This is a genomic window from Allopontixanthobacter confluentis (assembly GCF_009827615.1).
In the GTDB taxonomy this organism is placed as follows: Bacteria; Pseudomonadota; Alphaproteobacteria; order Sphingomonadales; family Sphingomonadaceae; genus Allopontixanthobacter; species Allopontixanthobacter confluentis.
The window spans coordinates 1,216,321-1,239,721 of record NZ_WTYU01000001.1; the positions used below are offsets into that span (position 1 = coordinate 1,216,321).

Annotated in this window: 21 protein-coding genes; 4 read left to right on the plus strand and 17 right to left on the minus strand. The window is 60.9% G+C overall.

Annotated elements, in window-relative coordinates; all coding sequences use genetic code 11:
- Nucleotides 1-5: 5 nt before the first annotated feature.
- The 11 genes from xrtA to GRI44_RS05790 all read right to left on the minus strand — a co-directional run bounded on the left by xrtA (nucleotide 6) and on the right by GRI44_RS05790 (nucleotide 13,910).
- Entirely contained in the window at nucleotides 6-1,550 is a 1,545-nt protein-coding gene (gene xrtA / locus GRI44_RS05740; RefSeq protein WP_160600436.1) for an exosortase A, read from the minus strand.
- 31 nt (nucleotides 1,551-1,581) lie between these two features.
- Nucleotides 1,582-2,814 carry a TIGR03087 family PEP-CTERM/XrtA system glycosyltransferase gene (locus GRI44_RS05745; RefSeq protein WP_160600437.1) on the minus strand — a complete coding sequence of 411 codons (1,233 nt, stop codon included), beginning with the start codon at nucleotides 2,812-2,814 and terminating at the stop codon, nucleotides 1,582-1,584.
- Complete coding sequence (locus tag GRI44_RS05750) at nucleotides 2,814-3,878, minus strand: FemAB family XrtA/PEP-CTERM system-associated protein (RefSeq protein ID WP_160600438.1); 1,065 nt, start codon at nucleotides 3,876-3,878, stop codon at nucleotides 2,814-2,816. The genes GRI44_RS05745 and GRI44_RS05750 overlap by 1 nt, the downstream gene beginning before the upstream one ends.
- Entirely contained in the window at nucleotides 3,875-4,768 is an 894-nt protein-coding gene (locus GRI44_RS05755; protein ID WP_232842979.1) for an XrtA system polysaccharide deacetylase, read from the minus strand. The genes GRI44_RS05750 and GRI44_RS05755 overlap by 4 nt, the downstream gene beginning before the upstream one ends.
- A gap of 7 nt (nucleotides 4,769-4,775) precedes the next feature.
- The gene (locus GRI44_RS05760) at nucleotides 4,776-5,975 is read right to left on the minus strand and encodes an XrtA/PEP-CTERM system-associated ATPase (RefSeq protein WP_160600439.1); all 1,200 of its coding nucleotides are present in this window, start codon (nucleotides 5,973-5,975) and stop codon (nucleotides 4,776-4,778) included.
- Between the two features lie 17 nt (nucleotides 5,976-5,992).
- On the minus strand, nucleotides 5,993-7,687 hold the full coding sequence (locus GRI44_RS05765) for a preprotein translocase subunit YajC (RefSeq protein ID WP_160600440.1): 1,695 nt from the start codon (nucleotides 7,685-7,687) through the stop codon (nucleotides 5,993-5,995).
- 17 nt (nucleotides 7,688-7,704) lie between these two features.
- The gene (locus GRI44_RS05770) at nucleotides 7,705-8,784 is read right to left on the minus strand and encodes a P-loop NTPase family protein (protein WP_202386277.1); all 1,080 of its coding nucleotides are present in this window, start codon (nucleotides 8,782-8,784) and stop codon (nucleotides 7,705-7,707) included.
- Between the two features lie 10 nt (nucleotides 8,785-8,794).
- Nucleotides 8,795-10,315 carry an XrtA system polysaccharide chain length determinant gene (locus GRI44_RS05775; protein WP_160600442.1) on the minus strand — a complete coding sequence of 507 codons (1,521 nt, stop codon included), beginning with the start codon at nucleotides 10,313-10,315 and terminating at the stop codon, nucleotides 8,795-8,797.
- 16 nt (nucleotides 10,316-10,331) lie between these two features.
- The gene (locus tag GRI44_RS05780) at nucleotides 10,332-10,976 is read right to left on the minus strand and encodes an XrtA/PEP-CTERM system exopolysaccharide export protein (protein WP_160600443.1); all 645 of its coding nucleotides are present in this window, start codon (nucleotides 10,974-10,976) and stop codon (nucleotides 10,332-10,334) included.
- 178 nt (nucleotides 10,977-11,154) lie between these two features.
- Nucleotides 11,155-12,381, minus strand: a complete 1,227-nt coding sequence (locus tag GRI44_RS05785; RefSeq protein WP_160600444.1) for a pyridoxal-dependent decarboxylase, exosortase A system-associated — start codon at nucleotides 12,379-12,381, stop codon at nucleotides 11,155-11,157.
- On the minus strand, nucleotides 12,378-13,910 hold the full coding sequence (locus GRI44_RS05790; protein ID WP_160600445.1) for an acyl-CoA ligase (AMP-forming), exosortase A system-associated: 1,533 nt from the start codon (nucleotides 13,908-13,910) through the stop codon (nucleotides 12,378-12,380). The genes GRI44_RS05785 and GRI44_RS05790 overlap by 4 nt, the downstream gene beginning before the upstream one ends.
- A 27-nt stretch (nucleotides 13,911-13,937) precedes the next feature.
- Here GRI44_RS05790 and GRI44_RS05795 point away from each other — a divergent pair, with 27 nt between their 5' ends.
- The 4 genes from GRI44_RS05795 (at nucleotide 13,938) to GRI44_RS05810 (ending at nucleotide 16,812) form a co-directional block, all read left to right on the plus strand.
- Nucleotides 13,938-14,924, plus strand: a complete 987-nt coding sequence (locus GRI44_RS05795; RefSeq protein WP_332872368.1) for a GNAT family N-acetyltransferase — start codon at nucleotides 13,938-13,940, stop codon at nucleotides 14,922-14,924.
- A 162-nt stretch (nucleotides 14,925-15,086) separates the two neighbouring features.
- A complete protein-coding gene (locus GRI44_RS05800) occupies nucleotides 15,087-15,329 on the plus strand; it encodes a phosphopantetheine-binding protein (protein ID WP_232843064.1) in 243 nt (80 codons plus the stop codon).
- A gap of 47 nt (nucleotides 15,330-15,376) precedes the next feature.
- Nucleotides 15,377-16,030 (plus strand): hypothetical protein, encoded by a 654-nt coding sequence (locus GRI44_RS05805; RefSeq protein WP_232842980.1) that lies wholly within the window; start codon nucleotides 15,377-15,379, stop codon nucleotides 16,028-16,030.
- A complete protein-coding gene (locus GRI44_RS05810) occupies nucleotides 16,027-16,812 on the plus strand; it encodes a hydrolase 1, exosortase A system-associated (RefSeq protein ID WP_160600447.1) in 786 nt (261 codons plus the stop codon). Before GRI44_RS05805 ends, GRI44_RS05810 begins: the two co-directional genes overlap by 4 nt.
- A 7-nt stretch (nucleotides 16,813-16,819) precedes the next feature.
- On the opposite strand, the gene GRI44_RS05815 is transcribed toward GRI44_RS05810, so the two are convergent.
- From GRI44_RS05815 to GRI44_RS05840, 6 genes are all read right to left on the minus strand, one after another.
- Complete coding sequence (locus GRI44_RS05815; RefSeq protein ID WP_160600448.1) at nucleotides 16,820-18,022, minus strand: class I SAM-dependent RNA methyltransferase; 1,203 nt, start codon at nucleotides 18,020-18,022, stop codon at nucleotides 16,820-16,822.
- Complete coding sequence (locus GRI44_RS05820; RefSeq protein WP_160600449.1) at nucleotides 18,019-19,413, minus strand: NAD(P)H-hydrate dehydratase; 1,395 nt, start codon at nucleotides 19,411-19,413, stop codon at nucleotides 18,019-18,021. The genes GRI44_RS05815 and GRI44_RS05820 overlap by 4 nt, the downstream gene beginning before the upstream one ends.
- A complete protein-coding gene (locus GRI44_RS05825; protein WP_160600450.1) occupies nucleotides 19,403-19,747 on the minus strand; it encodes a hypothetical protein in 345 nt (114 codons plus the stop codon). Before GRI44_RS05825 ends, GRI44_RS05820 begins: the two co-directional genes overlap by 11 nt.
- A gap of 33 nt (nucleotides 19,748-19,780) precedes the next feature.
- Nucleotides 19,781-21,637: a dihydroxy-acid dehydratase gene (ilvD, locus tag GRI44_RS05830; protein ID WP_160600451.1), complete on the minus strand. Its 1,857-nt coding sequence runs from the start codon at nucleotides 21,635-21,637 to the stop codon at nucleotides 19,781-19,783.
- Between the two features lie 222 nt (nucleotides 21,638-21,859).
- Nucleotides 21,860-22,591 (minus strand): N-formylglutamate amidohydrolase, encoded by a 732-nt coding sequence (locus GRI44_RS05835; protein WP_160601314.1) that lies wholly within the window; start codon nucleotides 22,589-22,591, stop codon nucleotides 21,860-21,862.
- The gene (locus tag GRI44_RS05840; RefSeq protein WP_160600452.1) at nucleotides 22,588-23,400 is read right to left on the minus strand and encodes a 4-(cytidine 5'-diphospho)-2-C-methyl-D-erythritol kinase; all 813 of its coding nucleotides are present in this window, start codon (nucleotides 23,398-23,400) and stop codon (nucleotides 22,588-22,590) included. Before GRI44_RS05840 ends, GRI44_RS05835 begins: the two co-directional genes overlap by 4 nt.
- Nucleotide 23,401 lies beyond the last annotated feature (1 nt).

The following is a 23,401-nucleotide window of genomic DNA, read 5'->3' on the forward strand; positions in this document are numbered from 1 at the left end:
CCGCCCTAACGAAGACCGGCGATGCGGTCCATCCATTCACCCTCGTCGCCCATGGCCTGCCTGAATTTCGCGATGGATGCCGCAGCATCAGCGCCGCCTTGGTCTTCGGCAGACAGGATGAGCATCATCGTGGGCTGGCGGCGCAGCATCATCCTGTCAACCATCGCCGCCAGCTTCAGGCGCACGGCGCTATCGGTCAGCACATTGCCGCTCCGGTAGGATGTGCGCGCCAGCCGTTTGACGTGGCCATCGGCCAGCAGATAGTCGCTATTGGCGCCGGCAATCACTGGCCCTGTGTCCAGCCACCGCCATTGTGTGCCCGGCACCAGCGCCCCTTCGCCGGCAGCGCTGGCTTCGCGGCCATCATCCTGCGCGGCGTATAATGCCACAAACACATCAACAGTTGCGCCACCATTGGCAGAATAGCGCCCCAACAGGCGGTGGCCAGCGCCTGTGGCGCGCGGGGACCACGCGATAGCTGGCGTGTCAGCGCTGCGCTGCCATCCTGCCACCGCTGGCAGTTCGATGGAGACCGGCAATTGTGCTTCAATGCGCGATGCCGTGGCAGACCAGGCGTAAAACCCGGCAGCCAATGCGCCCAGAATTACCAGTGCGCGCCTGCTGGTGATGCTGTGGCTGGCAAGCCAGCCGAGGCGCGGCGATGCCATGATAGGCTCGATGGACGGTGCCAGATCATCGGGATCGCGGTCAAACCAGCGCCATGCCCCCGCGAGCAATGCCAGCACCACCAGGGCAAAGAAAATCCACCCGTAGAAGATGTGATCGAAGCCCGCTGCAAATTCGATGCCCTGTGACTGGGCGATATAGATCGTCCCCCACGCCCTGATACTGTTGGCAATTATGGGCAGGATAATCGCCGCCGCCATGAATGCCGCGCGGCGGCGCAGGCTTTTGAAACAGACATTGGCAACCAGCGTGCCCAGTGCCGCCATGGCGATGAGGAATTTCACGCCCGAACAGGCTTCTGCCACTTCGAACAATCCGCCGGGTGTTTCGATAAACACACCGTCGATTACGGCAGGAATTCCGCTCCAGTGCGTAAGCACAATGACCAGCTTTGCCGTAATTGTTTGCAGTGCCGGCACCAGTTCATCGCCAAACGGGACCAGAAAAAACAGATAGGCAAGCGGGAACAGCAATGCGGCACCAATGCGCGGCCCCAGCACCGCCAGCAGCGCCCCTTGCAAGGCCATGACCGCGCCAAGCTGGCTGGCCGTATTGACGCCCCCCACTGTCCCCAGCAGCCACAGCATCAGGGCGCCCGCCACCAGCACCAGGCCGGGCCACCACGCAGCAGGCGCCAGCCTGGCCAGCAGATCCCTTCGGGTCCACACCAGCCAGCCCGCGATAAAGGGGACAAAGAGGACATGATTGTAGGTGGAAACATTCCACCACTTGTCAAACATCACCGCCCAGTCATGCCCTGCCAGCGCCATCAGCATGGCCCATGCCAGGCCAAGATGGATCAGCGGCGCACGCCAGACGGGCGATATATGGCTGCGCCAGATGGCGGCGGGGGCACGAAACATCCCCGCTGGTGGCAAAACCTCGCCAGGCACTTCAGGCGACATCGCGGCGGGTGTTCTCTGTGTCTTTGCCGATGATGCTGGCGAGCGGTGCCAGCATTGCATCCCAGCTCTGGTTTTCAACCACATAGCGGCGGGCGGCAGCAGCCATGCGCAAGGCAAGAGGGCCATTGCCGAGCAACGCCAGCGCCCGTTCCACCAGGGCATGATGGCCTGCCTCGACTGCGAAATGTGTGCCGCTTGTGGCATCAATCCCGGTTGCGGCTTCCGGCGTCAGCAGAACAGGCCGCGCCATGGCCATGGCTTCCAGCACCTTGTTCTGGATGCCGCGGGCAATTTCCAGCGGCGCCACTACCAGATCAGCTGCGGCCAGAAATGGCCGGACATCGGGCACTTCGCCCCAGATGCGCACGCCGCCTGTACCATCGCGGGCCAGCAGCCGGCTGACTGGGGCCCGGCCCACCACATGGAACTGGGCATCGCCATGAATTTTTCGGATTTCAGGCAGAATGTGATCAATCACCCGTTCTGCCGCGGCAATGTTGGGCGCATAATCCATCTGCCCCGTAAACACGAGATGCGGACCCTTCGCGCTGACAAGATCAGCATGGGGGAGCGCTGACTGCGGATTGAACTGGCCTGCGTCAATGCCGTTGCGCAAGGCAGTGACAGCGCCGCCAGCGTGGGGGCCGATGCGCGCGCGAAACAGCTGCGCTTCGGCATCACTGACCAGCAAGATACGCTCGGCGCGCAAGGCCAGACGCTGTTCTTCAGTGGCCAGAACGCGGCCTTCACGCGCATCCACCCAGCGGCGCGGTGACCTGCCTTTTTCCGCATAGGCTTCAAATTTGGCGGAATCGACATCGCACAGGTCAACCACCACCCGCCCGGCAAAATCGGCAGGAATATATTGCCCCATTTGCCCGGAAAATACGAAAATGGTGTCGATTTCATGATCGGTCAGCGTGTTTGCCACCCATTCGCGCATGGCGGAGTGCGCAAATGCTGTCACGCTGACCGCTTTTGCGCTCATGATGGCTTCGATACCGGCGCGCACCATGCTTTTCGTCCGCCGCACCAATATATGGCTGGCCACGCCTTCACGCAGCCTGTTTTCGTGCTGCAAATCACTGTCAGTGTCGGCAAAACAGCCAACATGCACTGGCGCGAGTTGCTGCAAAGCTTGCAACAGATGGTGGGAACGGATCTTGTCCCCCCGGTCTGGCGGATAGGGGATGCGGTGGGCCAGGAACAGAATATCACCCATCACGCCAGCCCCTTGGCAATAAAGGGGCCGATGGCATTGGCGACCCTGAGAGGCAGCCGTTTCCACAATTCTATCTTGGCAGAATATGCAGCATTGGCAGGGCTGAGATCGCGGCGTTTCGCGCCTGGCGCAGTCCAGCTGGCATATTCGAGCGGCTGCGGCGTAAAGCCCCAGTTTTTCTTGTAATGATACGGCCCGCTTGCCGTTTTTGACCGGCCAAAATCAAAGCGGGTGCAGCCGCGCCGGGCGGCATGCAGCATCAGTTGGTAATACATCACTTCATTGGCGCGCAAATGGCGCGCAGCCAATGTCCCGCCGCCCCAATAGGGCATGACCGCGCCGTCATGATACAGCGACAGCACGCTGGCCACAGCGGCGCCCTGATGGCGCACGGTAAGAATATCCGCATCATCACCGAACGCATCCAGCACGGCATCAAACAGGCTGCGCGGGAATACCGGCGTGCCAAGATTGCGGACGCTTTGTGCATAGACGCTGTAATGGCTTGCGCGGTCTCGCTCGCTCGTGCCGGTTTCGACAGCGAGGTCCATTTTAAGGCCTTTGCGAATTTCAGCGCGTTGTTTGCGGGGGATGGCAAGCAGCTGCGCTTCGGCGTCAGCGGCCAGTTCTGCGACAAAGCCGCAATGGCTTTGCGTTGTGCGGTCCCAATCAGCAGGCGCGCTGCCGCCGCGTATCTCCACCGTCTGGCAGGAATGGCGCAGCGCCAGTTCTTCTGCGCGGCGGCACAAGGCACTCGCTGTGCGGCCATCTGTTGCCAGCGGGCCGCCGCCCACTGCAAAACCGCTCGAGACCAGTGCGCGGCCAAAAATGGCCGAATGTACCCTGGTCAATGGCAGCCATCCCGCAATCTCCCCGCCGTGTTCCGACAGCAGGCCAGTTGCGACTTGCCCTGTGCCGCGCTCAACCGCATTCAGCCACAAGGGCCGATGAAACGGCGTTCCCCCCAACGCCCGCACGAAATGTTCAATCCGCGCAGCCTCATTGGCATCACCGAGATTGGCGAGCGAAACCTGCGGGGTTGAATGGGGAAAAGGCGCGTTCATGCGGCCAGCGCCGCGGCCCTGCCCGCCTCTTGCAGAGCGATCATATCCATGCGGCCCCACGCAAATTCCTGCACCAGTTCACGCAGCTTTGGCGCCATTTTGCCAAGATTGGTATAATGGCGCAGCCGCGACTTTATCGGCGCATTGGGCACGCGCGGTTGGGCGGGGTCGATTTCCCATGGGTGAAAGTAAAAAATCGCCGGACGCTGCTCTGTCCGGTTAACCTGCCGGATGGCCCAGCGCGAAAATGCATAGGGCAGCACGCGGAAAAACCCGCCGCCGCCTGCCGCAACCCGCTTGCCGCCCAGAATTGCGGTGGTCACCGGAATTTCCACCAGATCGGACCATGGTAATGGCTTGAAAGCAAAACGCGGCGCGTCGCTCCACCCGTAATGGTCATGCGCGAGCGGCGCGACACTGGAAGAATAGGCATAGCCCTGCTCGGCCAGTTCCAGATACGCCCACGGCGTGCGTTCATCGATGGAGAAACTGGGGGCACGATAGCCGGTGATTTTCACGCCGGAGGTATCTTCGAGAATATCGCGCGCCAGCTTGATATCGGCGCCAAATTGCTTGCGGTCAAAATTGAACACGCGGGCATGGTCATAGCCATGGCTGGCCAGTTCGTGCCCTGCATCCACAATCCGCCGCATCAACGCAGGATTCCGGCGGGCCACCCAGCCAAGGGTGAAAAAGGTCGCTTTCACATCAGCTTCGGCAAACATGTCGAGGATGCGCAAGACATTGTCTTCCACCCGCAGGGACAAGCCATCCCAGTCCTGCCGGTCGATGACATTTTCAAATGCCCCCACCTGAAACCAGTCTTCCACGTCAACGGACAAACCATTGGTAATGGGGGGATGCGCCGGGATCATGCGGTTATCAGGCATATGGTTATCAGGCTGCCGCGCGCGGCTTTTCACCGCTCTCGATCCACTCGATCAGCATGGTCAGCACATGGCGGACGGTGCGTTCCTGTTCTTCCAGCCGCGCCTGCATCATTTCCATCTCCCGATTCAGGTCAGACAGATCCGGCGCATTTTGCCGCCGCCGTTCGATCTGCGCGAGTTCCACCACTGCCTGTTGCAATTCAGCGATCTGCGCGTCCCGGTGGGCCAGCATTTCTTCCAGCCTGTGCTGCTCTCCACCCGATACCGCATCCATATCGTGCGGCATTACGTGATCAGAAGCCGCGCATTGAGCAGCGTGCTTGACCGGGCCTGCCGCGGATTGGCCAGCGAAACCCTGCGTTACTGCATGGGGCTTGCCATTGGCAGGCGCGGCATTGTCGCGCGCCATTTCAGTCAGCACCGATGCCAGCATGGCTTCGTCAATCAGTTCGCTCTGTTCGACCGCGCCCAGCAGCAACAGCCGTGTGACAATCTGGTTCACACGGCGCGGGATGCCGTCCGTTGCATCATACAGATCGCCAAAAATGCCTGGCGCAAACCTCGGATTGCCCTGCCAGCCGACGCAGTGCAGGCGGTGTTCGATATAAGGTTGCAGTTCGGCCTGCTCCATCGCTTCCAGATGGTGGGTGGCGATCACCCGCTGGCGCAATTGTTCCAGCGATTGGTGGCCGGCCAGCACAGTTTTGAATTCCGGCTGACCCAGCAGCAGCACCTGCAGCAGCGGATGTGCGCCGAGCTGGAAATTGGACAACATGCGCAATTCTTCCAGCGCTTCGACAGACAGGTTCTGGGATTCGTCGACCACCAGCAGGCAGCGCCGCCCTTCCCGCGCCTCTGCGTGAAGGAAGCCTTCGATAGCGCCCAGCGCGGCAGCCTTGTCGTGCCCGTCAACCTGAAGGCCAAAACTGCTGGCTGCGATATGCACCAGTTCCTTGCCATCCAGATTGCTGGTGACCACTTGCCCCACGGTCAGCCGTTCAGGATCGATTTTCTTCATCAGATGCGCAACCAGCGTGGATTTGCCCGCCCCGACTTCGCCCGTAATGACAATGAAGCCCTCCGCCTGCGCCATGCCGTACCCCAGATAGGATAATGCCTTGCGGTGGGTCGCGCTTTCAAAATAGAACGCAGGGTCAGGCGTCAGCTGGAAAGGGCGCCCCGTGAGACTGTAGTAATTGTCAAACATTATCTGTGCTCCCAGCGTCAGAAATCATATCGCAGGCCCAGCAGGGCCGATGCAGCAGTGATGTCATCGACCGACACGGCAGTGTCGATATGGTCGATGGCAACCGCCGCTCGTGCGGACAGCCTGCCTGTCAGGCTGCGGCGATAGGCTGCCGATGCGCCGATGGCGAAAACGTCGCCAGTGTTATTGAAACCACTCCTGAGCCAATTGGCGTAGGTGTTGGCAGAATATCCAGCGCTGCTACCCAACTCACCGTCGAGATAGAAAGTGACCCAGTAATTCTCGTCGATCACGCCATTGGCAGCGGCCAGCGCCGTCCCGGGCGCAGCGATGAATTTGCGGCGATCATAGCCCGCACCCACCCCGGCATTCATCCGGCCAAGGCTGGCTGAATAATTCGCCGCGATACCGCGCGAACGGAATGTGGCCGACCGGATGGAGCCCAACGCGCCAGACAGGCAGGCATTGCCCTCACTGCTGGCCACGCAGCCGCCCAGATCGCCGGTGAGCGAATTGCGCGTTGCGGAAAAACGCGTGGGCAAATTCGCCAGCGCATTGTTCAGCTGCCCGCCAAAACCGGCAACCGCGTCATAGACAGAAACGCCCAGCCTGCTCCTGCGGGTGGGCGCCCAGTCAAAACTGCCATGATAGGTCGCTGAATCATAGCGGCGGCCAACAGTGGCTTCCAGCGTTGTTCTGCGGCTGGGGCGCCACACCACGCCGACATCCCAGATCAACCCCGATACGTCATAGGCGATTTGGCGCGGCGCGGATGCATCTGTCACGATGCGGCCATCAGGGCCGGTTACGGGGAAACCATCAGCATCAAGCAGCGCATCGCGGCTCGATACTTCGACATCCTCGTAACCAATTCCGGCAACGACGACCAGGCTGCGGCGCACCGGCACGGTGATGTCGGCGCGCACATGGGCATCGCGCACGCGTTGGTCGAAATTGGATATATTTTCCTGCATCCAGCCGCCGCCAATGCCCAGTCCCACCGGCAATGGTTGCCCCGGATGGGTTGCCGCGTGAAAATTGGCTACCTGCACGGTGCTGTCGTCAAAAATATCGATCGGGCGCACGCCGTTGGGCGTGATCAGCGCATTGTCTGTTTCCACCCTTGTATAGCCGATGCGGTAATTGGCGTTCAGTTCTACATCGCCTGCCGCAGCGTGCAGGTTTGGCCCGGCAAACACCGAATAAATCTGGCTGGAATTATCTTGTGCGCCAATCGCCGCGCCAATCGGGGTGAGCGATGCTGCGCCATTGCCGTTCAAGGTGCTGCGCGCCGCAAGCGCGCCTGCTTCCACGGTCAGCGCACGCGGAATTATGGTGGCATAGCCGCGCGCAACCCCGCTTAACGTGTCGGAACCAGCCGCATTGTCGCCATAGGCGATATTGCGTTCATATCTGACCGAGACAGAGCCGCCATTGTTTCGCCCAGTAATGGCCGCGTCCACACCGGCCGCAATCTGGGTATAGGTCACAACATCATCTTCAGGCGAAAACTGCACGACCAGAAGCTGCGATGCTTCGATATAAGGGGCAACCTGCACGGGCGAGCCGCCAGACGTCCGGCCCTGCTGCGGCTCATTTTTGCCCTGGTTGCCTTTCTGCATGCCTGCCTGCCGGTCCTGCGCAGCCGCAGGGGCACCAAGGCACAGGGCCGCAAGGCACAGGGCTGCAACAGGCGCAATTTTAGAAGACATGCGGGCCAGCAACACTGTCAGGCACCATATCCGTAATAAGACCCGAAATTGCGTCCGCTGGGACTGTAATCGGTCGCATTCAACAGCAATTTGATGTCCGGGCAGGCCGACAGAAGATGCACCGCATCTTCCAGCGCGCTCTGGCCCGTGCGATCTGCGCGGGCGACCAGAATGGCCTGGCCCACATGATTTGCCAGTTCAGCCGCTGGCGATGCGGACAAGGCTGGCGGGCTGTCAAAAATAACGATGCGATCAGGTGCGCCCACGGTCAGGCGGTCCACCACTTCGGCAGTGCGTCCGGCGCTTAGATATTCGCTGTCAAACGCCGTCTGGTTGCCCGCCGGTAACACCCACAGTCCGGGGATATCTGTCCCCATCACCAGATCTTCCGGCAGGATGGACGGATCGGCCAGACAATCCATGAAGCCCGGCCCCTTGGGCAGCCCCAGCGTGGAAAGAATGGACGGCTTGGCAAAATCTGCATCCACCAGCAGCACTTCGCGGTCCCGTTCAGCCGCCATCGCAATGGCCAGATTGGTAGCGCAAAAGGTCTTGCCCTCGCCCGGATGGGGCGAACAGATCAGCACCCGCCGTGACCGCGCGGTTTCCCGTTCCATGGCGGATGACAGGATCTGCCGTTTAACAATCCTGAATTCTTCGATGAGCGCCGTGACCGGACCTTCGGGCACGATCATGCCCTGATCGCGCAGATGGTTCCGATCAATCGGGAAACGCTCCCCTGTGAAAGTCACTCGCGGCGCAGCGCTTTTGCCTGCGCCCAGAGGCGCTGCTGGCGCAGCGGGCGCCGCAGGCACGCGCGGTGCGGGCCGCGCAGGTGGCAGCATGTGCCCGTCGGCCAGCGGCGCCGCGTCTCGTGGCTTACCATGCGCGCCCTGCGGCATGGCGGCGGCGCGCATCGCCGCGTCATTTTGCGCGGGCCTGCGCAATTGGCTCCTTGGCGCATCAGGTAAAGCAGCAGGCACAGCCGGCGCCCTGAACTGGTCCAGACCATAGCTTCCGCCTGCTCTTTCAAACAGCGAAGCGCTGCCTTTGCCGGTCTCGGCATCCGGCGCGGGGATTTTGCGATGTTCGGTCAATTGCGCGTCCTCATGCCACCATCCCGCGCTGGAGGAATTCCACCGCCAGCAGCACCACCAGCAACCCGCCAAGCGAGGCCAGCCCGGCGCTGAACAGCCGCAGCCGCTTGCGCCGTATCTCGCGCGCGGCATCGGTCAGTGAAGTCGAGATGGATCCCAGCACCGGCAGTCCAAGCGACCGTTCCAGCTTGCCAGTGGTGGCAAATGTGCTGCGCAGCCGCGCCAGCGCAAATGCTCCGCCTGCGCCTGCGCCAAGGCCAGCCAGCAGCACGCCGATCAGCAATAATGGCCGATTGGGTGCAGCAGGCAGACGCGGCGTGGTAGGCGGGTCGATCACTTCAAATTTGAAGCTGCTGCGTTCATTTTCCACCTGTCCGCGCAGGCGCATTTCCTCGCGGTCCTGCAACAATTCGTCATAATTCTTGCGCAGCACATCATAATCCCGCGTGATCCGGTTGGCCTCGGCAGCAGCGGCAGGTTCGCTGGCCTGATTGGCCATCATGGATGCCACGTCCGCTTGCAACGCAGCCTTGCGCGCACCCAGTGCCTGCACATTGGCTTCGCGTTCCGCGCGGATGGAAATCATCGAACTATAGGCAGGGTTGGGCGTGCTGCCTGTATCGGGGTTTTCATTGGCAGATTGCCGCTTCAAAAGCTGGATCTGCCGCTTCATCGCGATCACGTCGGGATGGCTGTCTGTCAGGCCGCGCGCCTGCACGGATGCAAGCTGCGACTGCGCCTGTGCCAATGCGCCGCGCGCACTGCCGCCATCACCCGGCGTCGAAAGCGTTCGCGGCGTGCCGGCCAGCTGGCCATTGATGGCAGCAAGCGCGCTTTGCGATGCTGCCAGATCCGCTTCCACACCGCGCAATTCACTGCGCAGACCCTGCACCTTGGTTGACAGGGCAAGACTGCCGCCGACCATTTCGGGGTTTTGCGCCTCGAACGCCATGCGGCGCTGCTCGGCCACTTCCAGTTCGCGTTTGCGATCGTCCAGCTGCTGGTCAAGAAACACTAGCGTTTCTGCCACTTCGCCGCGATTTCCGGCGATGTTTTCCTCGCGGAAAATGTCGATCAGTTTCTGCACCACATCGCGGGCCAGTTCGGCATTCTGATTGTCCGACAAATCGGCATGACCGATGGTCGCGCTCAGTTCGAACAGATTGTCTTCCTGGCTTTTGATGCTGACGTTTTTGGTCAGCCGCGCAATTTCCGCTTCCATTTCGCGCTGGTTGGTTACGGCATTGCCAAGGCGCGTGGACCGGATGACCTTTTCCAGATTTACCGCACTGGTCAGGGTCTGGCGCACCCGCGTAATGTCACGCTCGCCCCCGCCAGCAATACCAATCTGCTGGGACAGAACATCATCAAGCTGGACATAAATTCGCGCATCAGACTGGTAGGAATTGGGTATCAACGCAACCACCAGCCAGCCAAGGGCGCACACGCCCCAGGCAATGGCCAGCGCCAGCCAGCGGCGGTGCCACACGGAAAAGGCTGCCGCCCGCAATTCGTCGAGAATGTCGTTCATGACGCGCGAAAATCCCTCAGAACATACTTTCCGGAATGATGATGACATCACCCGGCTTCAGCATGACATTGGCGCTGCTTTCGCCCTTCTTCAGCAAATCACCCAGACGCAGGTCATATTCCGCCTGCCCGCCCGTCTGGCGGTCAAACCGGATCAGCTTGGCGCGATTGCCAGCCGCATATTCAGATAATCCGCCCACCGCGATCATCGCATCAAGCACGGTCATATTGGCGCGGTAGGGGATGGAGGCGGGCTGTTCCGTCGCGCCGACAACGCGAATTTGCTGGCTGAACGTTCCGGCAAACTTGTTCACCATCACCGATACCAGCGGTTCTTCGATATATTCCGACAATTGCTTGCGAATATCCTGCGCCAGCGCGGTCGGTGTTTTGCCGACAGCGGCCATGTCCGTCACCAGCGGTGTGGTGATGCGACCATCAGGGCGCACCTGGATTTTTTCCGCACCCAATTCCGGGTTGCGCCATACATGGATGGTCAGTTCATCCAGCGGGCCAATGATATATTCCTCGCCCGGCCCCTGCTCCATCGCGACAAATGATGCTGGCGGCAGTTCATTGCCGCTGCCCGTAGCGCAGCCTGTCAGAGTGAGCGAAAGCACGGCACTGGCGGCCAGCAGGCGGATAATTTTGGTATTCGGCATCGATGCGCATCCTTGCCCTGGTGCAGGAAATCAAGCGAAGAACAGGAGCGACCTGCCCTTCGAACCTGGGGTTCAAGAATGCTTCCTCGCTGATAAGGGTGAATATACCGTTAGCCTTACCGCGCGGGCGATGGCGTTAATGATGCCGGTCCCGAAACAGGACAGACCGCACGCCAGATCATAACAGAATTTCGCGCGCCGGCCCCTGTCCCAGAAATGCCGCCGGTGAGGCTGTGGCCCCATAGGCGCCGGCGCAGAACACTGCGACAATATCGCCAACGTCGGCGCGCGGCAGATGCGCCTTGTCTGCCAACCGGTCGAGCGGGGTACAAAGGCAGCCTACCACGCTGGCGGTTTCCTGGGGTTCTGCGGTGAACCTGGTGGCAATGGCAACCGGGTAATTGCGCCGCACCACAGTGCCAAAATTGCCCGATGCCGCCAGTTGGTGGTGCAGGCCGCCATCTGTCACCAGATAGGTGTCCCCGTGGCTTTCCTTGCGGTCGAGAACAGTGGTCAGATATACTCCGGCCTCCCCCACCAGATAGCGCCCCAGTTCAATGCACAATTCTGTGTCTGCTAATGTGTCAGGCAGGTGGCCCAATTGTTCTGCCAGCGCCTGGCCGATTGCCGCCAGATCAATTGGCGTATCGCCGTGGAAATAGGGAATGCCGAACCCGCCGCCCATGTTGAGTTTGGGCAAAGCCTGACCAATGTCGCCCGCAAGCCGGTCTGCCAGCGCCAGCACATTCGACTGCGTCTCGATGATGGCCTGCGTGTCGAGCGACTGGCTGCCGGTAAATATATGCAGCCCGCGAAATTCGGCCCCTGCCGCCAGCAATTCGGCAGCGACTGCCGGAATTTCTGACTGATCGATACCAAAGGGCTTGGCGCCGCCGCCCATCTTCATGCCTGATCCGCGCAATTCAAAATCAGGATTGACCCGCAGCGCCAGCCTGGGCGCCAATCCTGCGGCATCGCCCAATTTCAATGCCCGCCGCAATTCCGATGCGGATTCGACATTCAGCGTAACGCCTGCGGCAATCGCGGCGGCAAGTTCTACATCGCGTTTTCCCGGTCCGGCGAAGCTCAATCTCGCAAGGTCCAGCCCCGCAGCCTGTGCCAGAGCAAGTTCGCCGCCGGATGCAATATCAAAGCCGTCCACCAGATCAGACATGAACTCAACTATTTGCCGCAAAGGATTGGCTTTAATGGCATAATTAATGTTGACACGCGGGGGCAGTGCGGCGCGCAACTGGGCAATGCGCGCTTCCAGCATGGTTCTGGAATAGACGAACAACGGGCTGGCGCCTGCCTGCGCGATCAGCTGGCTGGCAGTCATCCCGCCGATAGCCAGTTCGCCATCAATCGCCGCAAAGCCGGGCGGTATTGGTCCAACTGGCTTCATGCGCCGATTTCCTGTGCCAGCGCGGCGCGATCGATCTTGCCATTGGGATTAAGGGGCATTGCATCGCGCGAGTGGATTACCTTGGGTTGCATGAAATTCGGCAGCTCCTTTGCCAGTCGTTTCGCAAGCGCATCAGCCGCGCCCGCTGCTTCCACATCGCCAGCAGGCCGCACTACCAGATGCACTGCCTGTCCCACCCTGTCATCCGCCACACCGATGGCAACAGCTTCTGTCACCAGCCCTGTTGCGCGCGCCGCATCCTCCACCTCCTGCGGGCTGATGCGGTTGCCCGCGCTTTTGATCATCGCATCACGCCGGCCCACGAAATACAGCAGGCCATCACTGGCGCGCGTTACCCGGTCTCCGGACCAGACCGCCATGCCCCCGTAAACGGACCCTTCCGGCGCCTTGCGGAACCGTTCTGCGGTGCGCTTTTCATCCTGCCAATATCCTTGCGCCACCAAAGGGCCGCAATGAACCAACTCCCCTTCCTCGCCGTTTTCGGCGATCCGTCCATCATCAGCGATCACCAGTATTTCGGCAAAGGGGATAGCTGTGCCCATGGATGTGGGATGACTATCGACCAGAGCAGGATCGAGGTAGGTCGAGCGGAATGCTTCGGTCAGCCCATACATCGGGAACAGCTGCGCCTGCGGGAAAATTCGCCGCAGGTCCTGTACAAGCCCTGCTGTCAGAGCGCCGCCGCTATTGGTCAGGCGGCGCAAGGGTTTGCTGGCCTCAGGCGGCCAGTCCAGCTCGGTCAGCTGCACCCACAGGGGCGGCACTGCTGCCAGCGTGGTCACACCATGGGCAGCGCAGGCCTTTGCGACATCGCGCGGAAACAGGTAATCCAGCGGCACAACGCAGCCGCCCGAAATCCAGCTCGAAAAAAGCTGGTTCTGGCCGTAATCGAAGGACAGGGGCAGCACGGCCAGCGTCACATCATCTGCGGCCAACCCAAGGTAATCTGCCACGCTTACCGCGCCGAGCCATAGATTCGCGTGGCTGAGCATAACGCCTTTTGGCCGCCCGGTTGACCCGCTGGTATACAGAATGGCGCATAGGTCATCCGGCGCAGCATCGGACGGCGGTAGTCCTGATGGAATTTCGTCCACGGCTGCCCACACCGCCGCTTCATCCATCAAGGCGCAGGCGGGCGGAATATCTGCTGTTTCCAGAGTATCGAGCCGGGCCTTGGTGCCAAGCAGCAGCCGCGCCCCGCTATCGTGCAGAATATGGGCAACTTGTGCGCGTTTCAGCAGCGGGTTGATCGGCACGTGAACCAGCCCCGCCCGCGCTGCAGCAAGGGTGAGAATACAGGTCAGTTCGCCCTTGGCAGCCCAGCCGGCCACTCGTGCGCCTTTCTCTCCCACTTCCTGCGACAGCCATGCCGCCAGAAGGCTGACACGCTCTCTTAACCCGCCGTGGGTAAGTGTGCGGTCACGCAGCACCAGGGCAGGGTCGCTCACCTTGCCGCAATGGGCTAAGTGGTCGATCGGCCTGATTTCGGGAATGGGCGTAAGGGGCATCGGGGCTCCAGAAAGGGACCAGAACGGGTGGTTGCGGTCAGCTATCACGGCACGGTTAACGTTCTGCAAGGGACGATTGCACCAGAAGCCGGACCGTTTGGCCAATATGAATGGTTTGCGCTGCTGGAAGATGCCGGCATGCGCCCCCTTGTCGTGGTGGCGCAAGATGGCCAGAAAACAGCCGCGATGGTGCTGGCGCAGGGCCATTCCGGCCTGGAAGCCATGGGCAACTGGTATAATTTCACCTGGCAGCCAATCAGCAATTCGCCTTTGTCCGATGCCAATCTGCTGCGCGCAATCGCGCATGATCTGAAATCGCGCACCCACCACATCATGCTTGCCCCGCTGGCGGATGAGGACGGCACTGCCAGCGCCATGGAACAGGCCTTCCGCACATCTGGCTGGCATGTCAGGCGCGTCCAGTGCGACCATAATCAGGTATTACCGGTAAAGGGTCGCTCCTTTGCCCAATATCGCTCCACCCTGCCCGGCCCGATGCGGACGGTTTTAAAGCGCAAATCCGGCAAAGTGGAAGTCCGGATTATTACGCAATTTGATGCAGATATCTGGCAAACCTACGCCTCCATCTATGAAAGAAGCTGGAAGCCACAGGAAGGCGCCCCTGATCTGTTACGCAGATTTGCAGAAACGCAGGGCCATGGCGGCAAATTGCGAATGGCCATCGCCATGCGCGATGGGATAGCGGTTGCGGCCCAGTTCTGGACTGTCGAAAACAAGGTCGCCTATATCCACAAACTGGCCCACCTGCCCGAATTTCAGTCGCTTTCGGCCGGGAGCATCCTGACTGCTGCCTTGCTCGAATATGTGATTGATACAGACGCCGTCGAACTGGTAGATTTTGGCACTGGAAACGATGCCTACAAGGCCGACTGGATGGAATTGGTGCGGCCACGATACCGGCTGGAATGTAGCGATCCGCACCAGATGAAGGCGTGGCCGAGGCTTTTGCGCCAATTTGCGTCACGGGTTGCGCGGCCTTTCGGGCGAAGCTAAGGGCGGACAGCCTTTAAATCAGGGCCATATTGGCAGGGGAAATACCAGCACATGATTATCGAGCCCGAACAGGACGCGATCGTTGGTAAAGACGAGACAGATGGCAGCACCCCTGTCGCAGACCAGACGGCGTTGCCGCCGGCCCGGGTTGAAATAGACGCGATGCTGCGCGCCATTTTGCGCGATGTTCTTGCACTCGATCAGGACCAGGTGGACGGGTTCACCCATGACACCGGCCTGTTTGGCCACCTTCCCGAACTGGATTCCATGGCAGTTGCCAGCCTGTTCACTGAAATGGAGGACCGGCTCGACATTATTATCGAAGATGATGATGTCGACGGCGAGATGCTGGAAACCTATGGCGGCCTGCTGACATTTGCCGAAACGCGGGCGCTGGAAAGCTGACCGAGCGGAAATTCACGAGCTGGTCATGCCCGCTGGCAGGCGGCGCAATGGCCGAAGAAATGGTGCTGGCGTTCGATGGTGGCCGCTCTCACCGTCTGCTGGTAATTCCGGCACTGTTTGACGAAGCGGGCAAGATGCGCCGCCAAACTGTGGAAGTGATGCACCGGCTCAACCTGTCAGGCATCGATAGTTTTCTGCCAGATCTGCCCGGCTGCAATGAAAGCCGTCAGCCGCTGGATAAACAATCCCTCGCAGGCTGGCGCAACAGCGCGCAGGCAGCCGCAGACGAATTTGGCGCGACTTGCGTTCTGACGCTGCGCGCTGGCGCCTTGCTGGCCCCTGCCCAATTGCCCGGATGGAAATATGCGCCGCTGACCGGCCCAAAGGCCTTGCGGGCACTGATGATGGCGCAAAGCATTTCAGCCAAAGAAGCCGGGCGCGCATCAGAGGAGGATCAAGGGCTAGACAGCCTTGCTGCTGCCGGACGGATTGACGGGGTAAGGCTGGCGGGCTGGCACATCGGCGCTGAACTTTTTTCCGGCCTTGAACAGGCGGTTGCTCTGCCGGACAGCCAGCAGGCGATTATCGACCAGGACGATATTGGCGGCTCCGGCCTGTGGATGCGGGCCGAACCAGGGGAAAACCCCGAGCAGGCAGACGCACTCGCCGCAATCATCGCCATTGGGCTGATCGGTCGATGAAGCGGCTTCATCTCACGTTTTCCTGTTCAAACAGTGCCTTGGCGGGCACTCTGGACACCGCACCTTCAACAACCGGCCTGCTGATTGTCAGCGGCGGAAATGACACGCGGGCAGGGGCATTTGGCGGACAGGCCGAAATGGCCGCGCGCATTGCCCGGGCGGGTTTTCCGGTCTTCCGCTTTGACCGGCGCGGAATAGGTGACAGTTGCGGTGAAAACCGCGGCTTTCGCCGCAGCGGCAATGATGTTGCAGCAGCCTTGTCCGCATTCGGGGCAATGGCACCGCAAGTCACACGGATTGTGGGCTTTGGAAATTGCGATGCCGCCAGCGCATTGATGCTGACCAGCGGCGCGGGGTTTGACCGGTTGATCCTGTCCAACCCATGGGTAGAAGAAGCGTCCGGACCTGAAGATCAGACAATCATGGCGCCGCAGGCCATTCGCAGCCGCTATCTCGAAAAACTGAAGAATCCCGAGGAGTTGAAGCGTTTATTTAAAGGCGATGTCAACTTCACGAAACTTGTCCGGGGCTTGGGCACAGCGGCGAAAATCAAGTCTAAAGCCACTTCGTTATCTGCCGAAATGACCGCTGGGCTTGGTCAGTTTGCAGGTCCGGTGAAAATTTTGCTGGCCATGAAAGACCGCACCGCGCTCAATTTCAAAAGTGTGTGGGACCCTGCTGACGCAAGGATTTCGCGATGCGCAGGCGCGGACCATTCCTATAGTCATCCCGATGCGCGGGAGTGGCTATACCAGCAATTGCTGCTGGGTCTGCGGGCCTGACACAGCTTCAGCCAGCCTTGACGAACAGGCTGGCGAGTTCAACATGGGTGGACCATCTGAACTGGCCAACGGGATGGAGTTTTTCCAGCCGATAGCCTTCTTTCACCAACTGCGCTGCGTCACGCGCCCAGCTGGACGGATTGCAGCTGATATAGACAATCCGCGCCACGTCGCTGTGCGCCAGCAAGGCAATCTGGTCCTTGGCCCCTGCCCGCGGGGGATCCAGCACGACCGCATCGAAGCGGTTCAGCTCGTCAAGCTGCAGCGGGTTGCGGAACAAGTCGCGGTGCATGGAATGCACGGGCCGGTTGGCAAAGGACGCCGCCGATTTGCACGCAAAATGGGCATCGCGCGCCGCTTCTGCCGCCAGCACCTTGGCGGTGCCAGCCAGCGCGAACGCAAACGTGCCGAGGCCGGAAAACAGATCGGCAACCAGCTTGCTGCCATCCAGCCATGCGCGGGTATCTGCGACCAGCGCCCGTTCACCATCGGCAGTGGCCTGAAGGAAGCTGCCACTGGGAAAACTGACCGGAATACCGGAAAAGCTGACAGTCACAGGCTCCGGCTCCCAGACGGCTTCAGGGCCATACCCCTGATCCAGCGTCAGGCGCGCCAGCTCATTGTCCTTCGCAAAGTCGAGCAAAGCCTCTGTCTGGGCCAGCCCTTCGACGGGCAAATTCTTCAACGCACAATCGACGCCCTGATCAGTCAGCGACAGTTCGGCATCCACTGCATAGCGGCCAGACCGGCGCGCCATCATCTGGCGCAGCGAGCCCACCAGCGCGAATAATTCGGGCCGCAGGATTTCACATTCCTGCATATCCACGATCTTGTGGGAACCTGCCTCGCGGAAACCGACTTGCGGGCGGCCGCCGGCATTGGCGATATGGAGTGTTGCGCGGCGGCGGCTGCGTGGGGGGGAAAGATGGGCAGGCAGCAATTCGTCCACATCCAACTGTTCTTTCAACGCCGCATTGGTGACTCGCGAAGTGACGAAATCGCGCAGAGTTTCCTCGTCGCAATGTTGCAACTGGCACCCGCCACACACGCCGAAATGTCGGCACGGCGGGGTCACATGGTGCGGGCCGCGGGCAATGCTGCCATCAGACGCGACGGTATCGCCGGGGGCTGTCCCTTTGAAATGGGCACCATCAGCGGCAACGCCGTCACCTTTGGCGGCAACGCGGAGGATTGTTTTTGATTCGCTCACAAGCAGGCTGAGTAAGCGTGTCTGACCTGTTGCGCCAGTTCTGCTGCAGTAAAAGCGAATCCAGCCAAATGTGCAGCCTGCCCGTGAAGCCACACGCCCTGGCAGGCGGCATCGAAGGGCGCTGCACCATTGGCGAGCCTGCTGGCGACAATTCCGGCCAGCACATCCCCTGTTCCTGCCGCCGAAAGCCACGGCGAAGCCCGCGGGCCAAAAGCCAGCCGCCCATCAGGCGCGGCCACCACTGTATCGGGGCCCTTGGCAATGACCACCGCGCCCATCATCGCTGCAAGCGCTCCTGCGCGTTCAGCCTTGCTCTCGTCAGCCTTGATTTCGAAAGACGTTTCCAGCGCAGCCAGTTCACCTTCGTGCGGGGTGATGACCAAGGGCGCGGACCGTCCGGCAATCATTTCCGGCGTGAGCAGGAAAAGCGCATCTGCATCAAGCACCGCAGGACCGCCCATTGCCAACACCTGCCCCAGCCGCTTTGTCGCAGCGCTATCGCGGCCAAGGCCCGGCCCGGCCAGGACTGCGTTGATCCGCTTGTCGCCCAGCGCCGCAGACAATTCCGAATTATCTATCACAAGTTCTGAAGGTTCGCAGCCAAGCCCTTTATCAGTAAGCAATTTTACATATCCTGCACCCGCATGCATGGCCGCGGTGGCGGCCAGCACACCGGCCCCCGGCATGGCGCCGCCGACAATGGCCAGAAGACCGCGCTGATACTTATGCGCGGCTGCAGGCGGCCGGGTCAGCACCGGTTTCTGGATATTGCGCCCGACACCTGCACCGCCGGCAATCCCGATATCCACCAGGCGAAGGGTTCCCATGGATGCCATGGCAGGCATCAGAAAATGCGCGCGCTTCCATGCACCCAGTGCAAGCGTTAGGTCGTATGGCTGGTTCGGGCCAAAAATTTCACCGCTGTCACTTTCCACCCCGCTCGGCACGTCGATTGCGATGCGAAATTTATGTGCGCGGGCAAGTGTGACCAGCAATTCTGCCAATTCAGCCGATAGCGCCCGCGTCAGGCCGGAGCCGAACAGGCAATCGACAAATATCCCGCCTGAAATATTGTCCGCTGGCGCTGAAATCTGCCCACCAAACTTGCTGCGCGCATGTTTTGCCGCATCAGTCGCAGGCGGCAACGCCGCGATGACCTGCACCGCAACGCCGCGCTGGCGCAGCGTTTCGGCGATGACATAGCCATCGCCTCCATTATTGCCCGGACCGCACAGGACGGTCACGCTGCGGCCAGCAGCCATGCGCCAGACCCAATCCGCAGCGCCGCGTCCGGCCCGCTGCATCAATTCATGCACATCACTTCCGCCATTGATCAGCGCCTGTTCCGCAGCGCGCATCTCTGCAACGGTGAGGACCTGATCAGCCGCCATGAGCAGTCTGCGCGGTCTTTACGCGAAAGCGGTAACGGTCTGGCCCCACTGCAATTTCCATTATGTCATCATCCATGCTGACACGGGCACCATCTGATCCATCTGCCACAATCAGGCCGCGCCCATCGTCCACCTGCTGGAACCGGCGGAAACCGCCATCAGGATGACGCACGATCAGAATTCGCATGCCGTCCGTCAATACGCGTTCCACCATACAGACAGGCGCAAAAGTGCTTTTCTGGCCCAAGGCGCATTCGATCGTCTCGGCCCCTGCAGAAGCCTGCGGCTGGGGCGCGTCCGCAGAACATCCGGCCAGAATGAGGGTCGCAGCCATCGTCACGAAGCAGTGAGGCATTCCCGGCATGTGTTACCGGCGTTTCAACTGCGTTACATCCCGCACCGCCCCGCGCGCTGCGCTGGTGGTCATGGCTGCATAGGCCTGCAAGGCTGCCGAAACGGCGCGCTCCCGCGGCTTTTCCGGCTGCCATGCGGCATCGCCTTTAGCATCCATCTGTACGCGCCTGCGGGCCAGTTCGTCATCGCTGACTGAAAGCGTAATCGTGCGACCGGGAATGTCGATGTCGATCCGGTCACCATTTTCTACCAATCCGATTGTACCGCCCTCGGCCGCTTCTGGCGAGGCGTGGCCGATGGAAAGGCCTGAAGTGCCGCCGGAAAAGCGGCCATCTGTGATAAGAGCGCAGGCAGCGCCCAGCCCCTTGGATTTGAGATAGCTGGTGGGATACAGCATTTCCTGCATCCCCGGCCCGCCGCGCGGCCCTTCGTAGCGGATCACCACGACATCGCCTGCCACCACTTGCCCGGTCAGGATTGCAGTAACGGCGTCATCCTGGCTTTCGTAAACCTTGGCCGGTCCTGAGAATTTGAGGATATGTTCATCAACGCCCGCTGTTTTGACGATACAGCCATCCAGCGCAATATTGCCCGACAGGACAGCAAGCCCGCCATCCTGGCTGAACGCGTGTTTCGCGCTGCGGATGACGCCGCCTTCGCGGTCTGTATCCACTTCATCCCACCGGCGGGACTGGCTGAAGGCGGTCTGCGTCGGCACGCCGCCTGGCGCAGCGCGGAAAAATTCATGCACCTTGGGGTTGCGCGTCTGCACGATGTCCCAGTCTTCCAGCGCGTCGGCCATCGTCGGGCTGTGAACCGTGGGTAGCGCGGTGTTGAGCAGGCCTGCCCGATCCAGCTCGCCCAGAATGGCCATGATGCCGCCAGCGCGGTGGACATCTTCCATATGCACATCGGCCTTGGCCGGTGCGACCTTGCTGAGGCAGGGCACCTGACGTGACAGGCGATCAATATCCGTCATGGTGAAATCCACGCCCGCCTCATGTGCGGCGGCCAGCAGATGCAGCACGGTATTGGTGCTGCCGCCCATCGCAATATCCAGCGACATGGCGTTTTCGAAAGCAGAGAAACTGGCGATGGTGCGCGGCAGAACGCTCTCATCATCTTCTTCATAATAGCGTTTGGCCAGCGTGACGATCAGCCGCCCTGCCCGAAGGAACAATTGCTGGCGGTCTGCATGGGTGGCCAGCGTGGACCCGTTGCCGGGCAGCGATAGGCCCAGCGCCTCGGTCAGGCAGTTCATGGAATTGGCCGTGAACATACCCGAACAACTGCCGCAGGTGGGGCAGGCAGCCCGTTCGATATCGGCGACTTCCTCGTCCGAATAGCTTTCATCGGCAGCGGCCACCATGGCATCCACCAGATCGAGCGCGCGTTCCTTGCCTTTCACCACCACTTTGCCTGCTTCCATTGGTCCGCCCGATACGAAGACCACAGGGATATTGATCCGCATGGCGGCCATCAGCATGCCGGGGGTGATCTTGTCGCAATTGGAAATGCACACCATGGCATCAGCGCAATGGGCGTTGACCATATATTCCACACTGTCGGCAATCAATTCGCGGCTGGGCAGCGAATAGAGCATGCCGTCATGGCCCATCGCAATGCCGTCATCGACTGCAATCGTGTTGAATTCCTTGGCGACACCGCCAGCCGCCTCGATCTCGCGCGCGACCATCTGGCCCAGGTCCTTCAAATGAACATGGCCCGGCACGAATTGCGTAAAACTGTTGACCACCGCGATGATCGGCTTGCCGAAATCGCCGTCCTTCATCCCGGTGGCGCGCCACAATCCGCGGGCGCCGGCCATGTTGCGGCCATGGGTAGTTGTGCGGGAACGATAGGCAGGCATGATAGCAGGCTCCGGTGGCAAGGCGCTTCAAGGCTTGGTTGCGCCGACCTGTCCCTACCTTAGCAGAAGCTGCCTACCGATACAGAAAATCTACGATGCAGGCCAAACCGCCTTGCCCCATCCCAATGCCGCGCCCCAGTTGCCGAGCCCCAACCACCTCGACAAAGTTACGGGGCCAAAGTTACGGGGCCAAAATTACCGGGCCAAAGTCACGGGGCCAGCCTACCGCTCGCCTTGCAGCGCCAGCGCCGTGCGATTGGCGATATCGGTGATCAGCGCCGCCCAGCGCGCCTGCTGCGCCCGCGTGGCAATCTGGTCCTGCCGTATTTCAATGGTCAGATAGGGGCGGCCCTTTGCTTCTGCATGGCGGTCCATGGTGGCGTTCAATTGCTTGCCTGAATATGGCTGGTTATCGCCGACTTTCAGCCCTTCCTGTGAAAACAGGCGGATGGCGCGGCGTGCGGCTCTGTCATCCTGATTATACAGCAGCGCTACTTGCCACGGGCGCTCCTCATCACTGGTTTCAAGACGGGGTGTAAAGCTGTGTAATGCCACGATAAGTTCAGGCCGCGCATCATCCAGCCAGCGCGCCAGGGCGGCGTGATAGGGCCGGTGAAACCGCGCAAGCCTGCTTTCCACATTGGCCCCGATATTGCCCGGAATGGTATGGCCATCAGAGCTGACAGGGACGACCGATGCCGAGGTTTCTGCCCGGTGCAGATCGCACACCAGCCTGCTTACCGCCGCAATATGGGCCGGGACGGCGTGGCGGCGGGCCAGAATATCGGCGATACCCTGTGTACCCAGATCCACCGCGATGTGAGTGCCCAGCAAATGGTCAGGTATGCCCAGCGGAACATCGGGCGGCACGAAATTGGATGCATGGTCCGCCACGCACACAATCCGGCCGGGCACGGGCTGCCCCACTTGCCGGAAAGGCAACCCGTCAATCATCGCAGCGCGCCTGCCATCTGCCACCAGTCGGGATGGCGTGTGGCCAGCTTTTCCGCGCTGGCACGCATGACGTCATGACTGCGATAAAGGGCAAAACAGGTCGCGCCTGAGCCGGACATGCGCGTCATCAGGCAATCGGTTTCGGCAAGCGCTGAGAGCACGTCTGCAATGGTCGGGCACAGCGATATGGCAGGCTGGGCCAGATCATTCCGGCCAGCGATGGCAATATGAGATGCGCTGCCGTGCGGCATGGCGCCCCGGTCCGTTCCGTCCCACGCCTTGAATACAGCGGCAGTGGACAATGGCACGCGCGGGTTGACCAGCAACACCGCCGTTCCCGCCAGATCATTGCCGATTGGCATCAGATCCGTCCCTGTGCCGCGGCCGACGCAGGCACGGCTTTCCACACAGGCGGGAACATCTGCGCCCAACGCTGCTGCACGCTGGTGCCAGTCATCCGGCAATCCGTGCATGTCGCGCACCAGACGAAAGACCGCCCCTGCATCGGCAGACCCGCCGCCAAGGCCGGCAGCGACCGGCAAACGTTTTTCAAGATTGATGCGCAGCCCGCCTGGGCGGGGCAATTTACCCAAGGCGCGGGCGACAATATTACCAAAAGGATCAGCCAGTTGTGGAGCGAACTCACCAGAAACTGTCAAACTGTCCTGAGCCGCAGATGCGGCGGTCAGCACGTCGCCCTGATCGACGAAGGCGAACAGGGTTTCCAGTTCATGATAGCCATCCTCGCGCCGCTTGCGGATATGCAGCGCGAGGTTGATCTTGGCATAGGCAACTTCGGTCAATGGCAAG

Excerpts from the sequence above, each read along its gene's own strand:
- GRI44_RS05775 (WP_160600442.1), bottom strand. The coding sequence starts at position 10,315 with ATGAACGACATTCTCGACGAATTGCGGGCGGCAGCCTTTTCCGTGTGG.
- ilvD (WP_160600451.1), bottom strand. The coding sequence starts at position 21,637 with ATGCCTGCCTATCGTTCCCGCACAACTACCCATGGCCGCAACATGGCC.
- GRI44_RS05745 (WP_160600437.1), bottom strand. The coding sequence starts at position 2,814 with ATGGGTGATATTCTGTTCCTGGCCCACCGCATCCCCTATCCGCCAGAC.
- GRI44_RS05810 (WP_160600447.1), top strand. The coding sequence starts at position 16,027 with ATGAAGCGGCTTCATCTCACGTTTTCCTGTTCAAACAGTGCCTTGGCG.
- GRI44_RS05755 (WP_232842979.1), bottom strand. The coding sequence starts at position 4,768 with ATGCCTGATAACCGCATGATCCCGGCGCATCCCCCCATTACCAATGGT.
- GRI44_RS05835 (WP_160601314.1), bottom strand. The coding sequence starts at position 22,591 with ATGATTGACGGGTTGCCTTTCCGGCAAGTGGGGCAGCCCGTGCCCGGC.
- GRI44_RS05760 (WP_160600439.1), bottom strand. The coding sequence starts at position 5,975 with ATGTTTGACAATTACTACAGTCTCACGGGGCGCCCTTTCCAGCTGACG.
- xrtA (WP_160600436.1), bottom strand. The coding sequence starts at position 1,550 with ATGTTTCGTGCCCCCGCCGCCATCTGGCGCAGCCATATATCGCCCGTC.
- GRI44_RS05790 (WP_160600445.1), bottom strand. The coding sequence starts at position 13,910 with ATGCCCCTTACGCCCATTCCCGAAATCAGGCCGATCGACCACTTAGCC.
- GRI44_RS05750 (WP_160600438.1), bottom strand. The coding sequence starts at position 3,878 with ATGAACGCGCCTTTTCCCCATTCAACCCCGCAGGTTTCGCTCGCCAAT.
- GRI44_RS05805 (WP_232842980.1), top strand. The coding sequence starts at position 15,377 with ATGGCCGAAGAAATGGTGCTGGCGTTCGATGGTGGCCGCTCTCACCGT.
- GRI44_RS05820 (WP_160600449.1), bottom strand. The coding sequence starts at position 19,413 with ATGGCGGCTGATCAGGTCCTCACCGTTGCAGAGATGCGCGCTGCGGAA.
- GRI44_RS05765 (WP_160600440.1), bottom strand. The coding sequence starts at position 7,687 with ATGTCTTCTAAAATTGCGCCTGTTGCAGCCCTGTGCCTTGCGGCCCTG.
- GRI44_RS05825 (WP_160600450.1), bottom strand. The coding sequence starts at position 19,747 with ATGGCTGCGACCCTCATTCTGGCCGGATGTTCTGCGGACGCGCCCCAG.
- GRI44_RS05785 (WP_160600444.1), bottom strand. The coding sequence starts at position 12,381 with ATGAAGCCAGTTGGACCAATACCGCCCGGCTTTGCGGCGATTGATGGC.
- GRI44_RS05800 (WP_232843064.1), top strand. The coding sequence starts at position 15,087 with ATGCTGCGCGCCATTTTGCGCGATGTTCTTGCACTCGATCAGGACCAG.
- GRI44_RS05780 (WP_160600443.1), bottom strand. The coding sequence starts at position 10,976 with ATGCCGAATACCAAAATTATCCGCCTGCTGGCCGCCAGTGCCGTGCTT.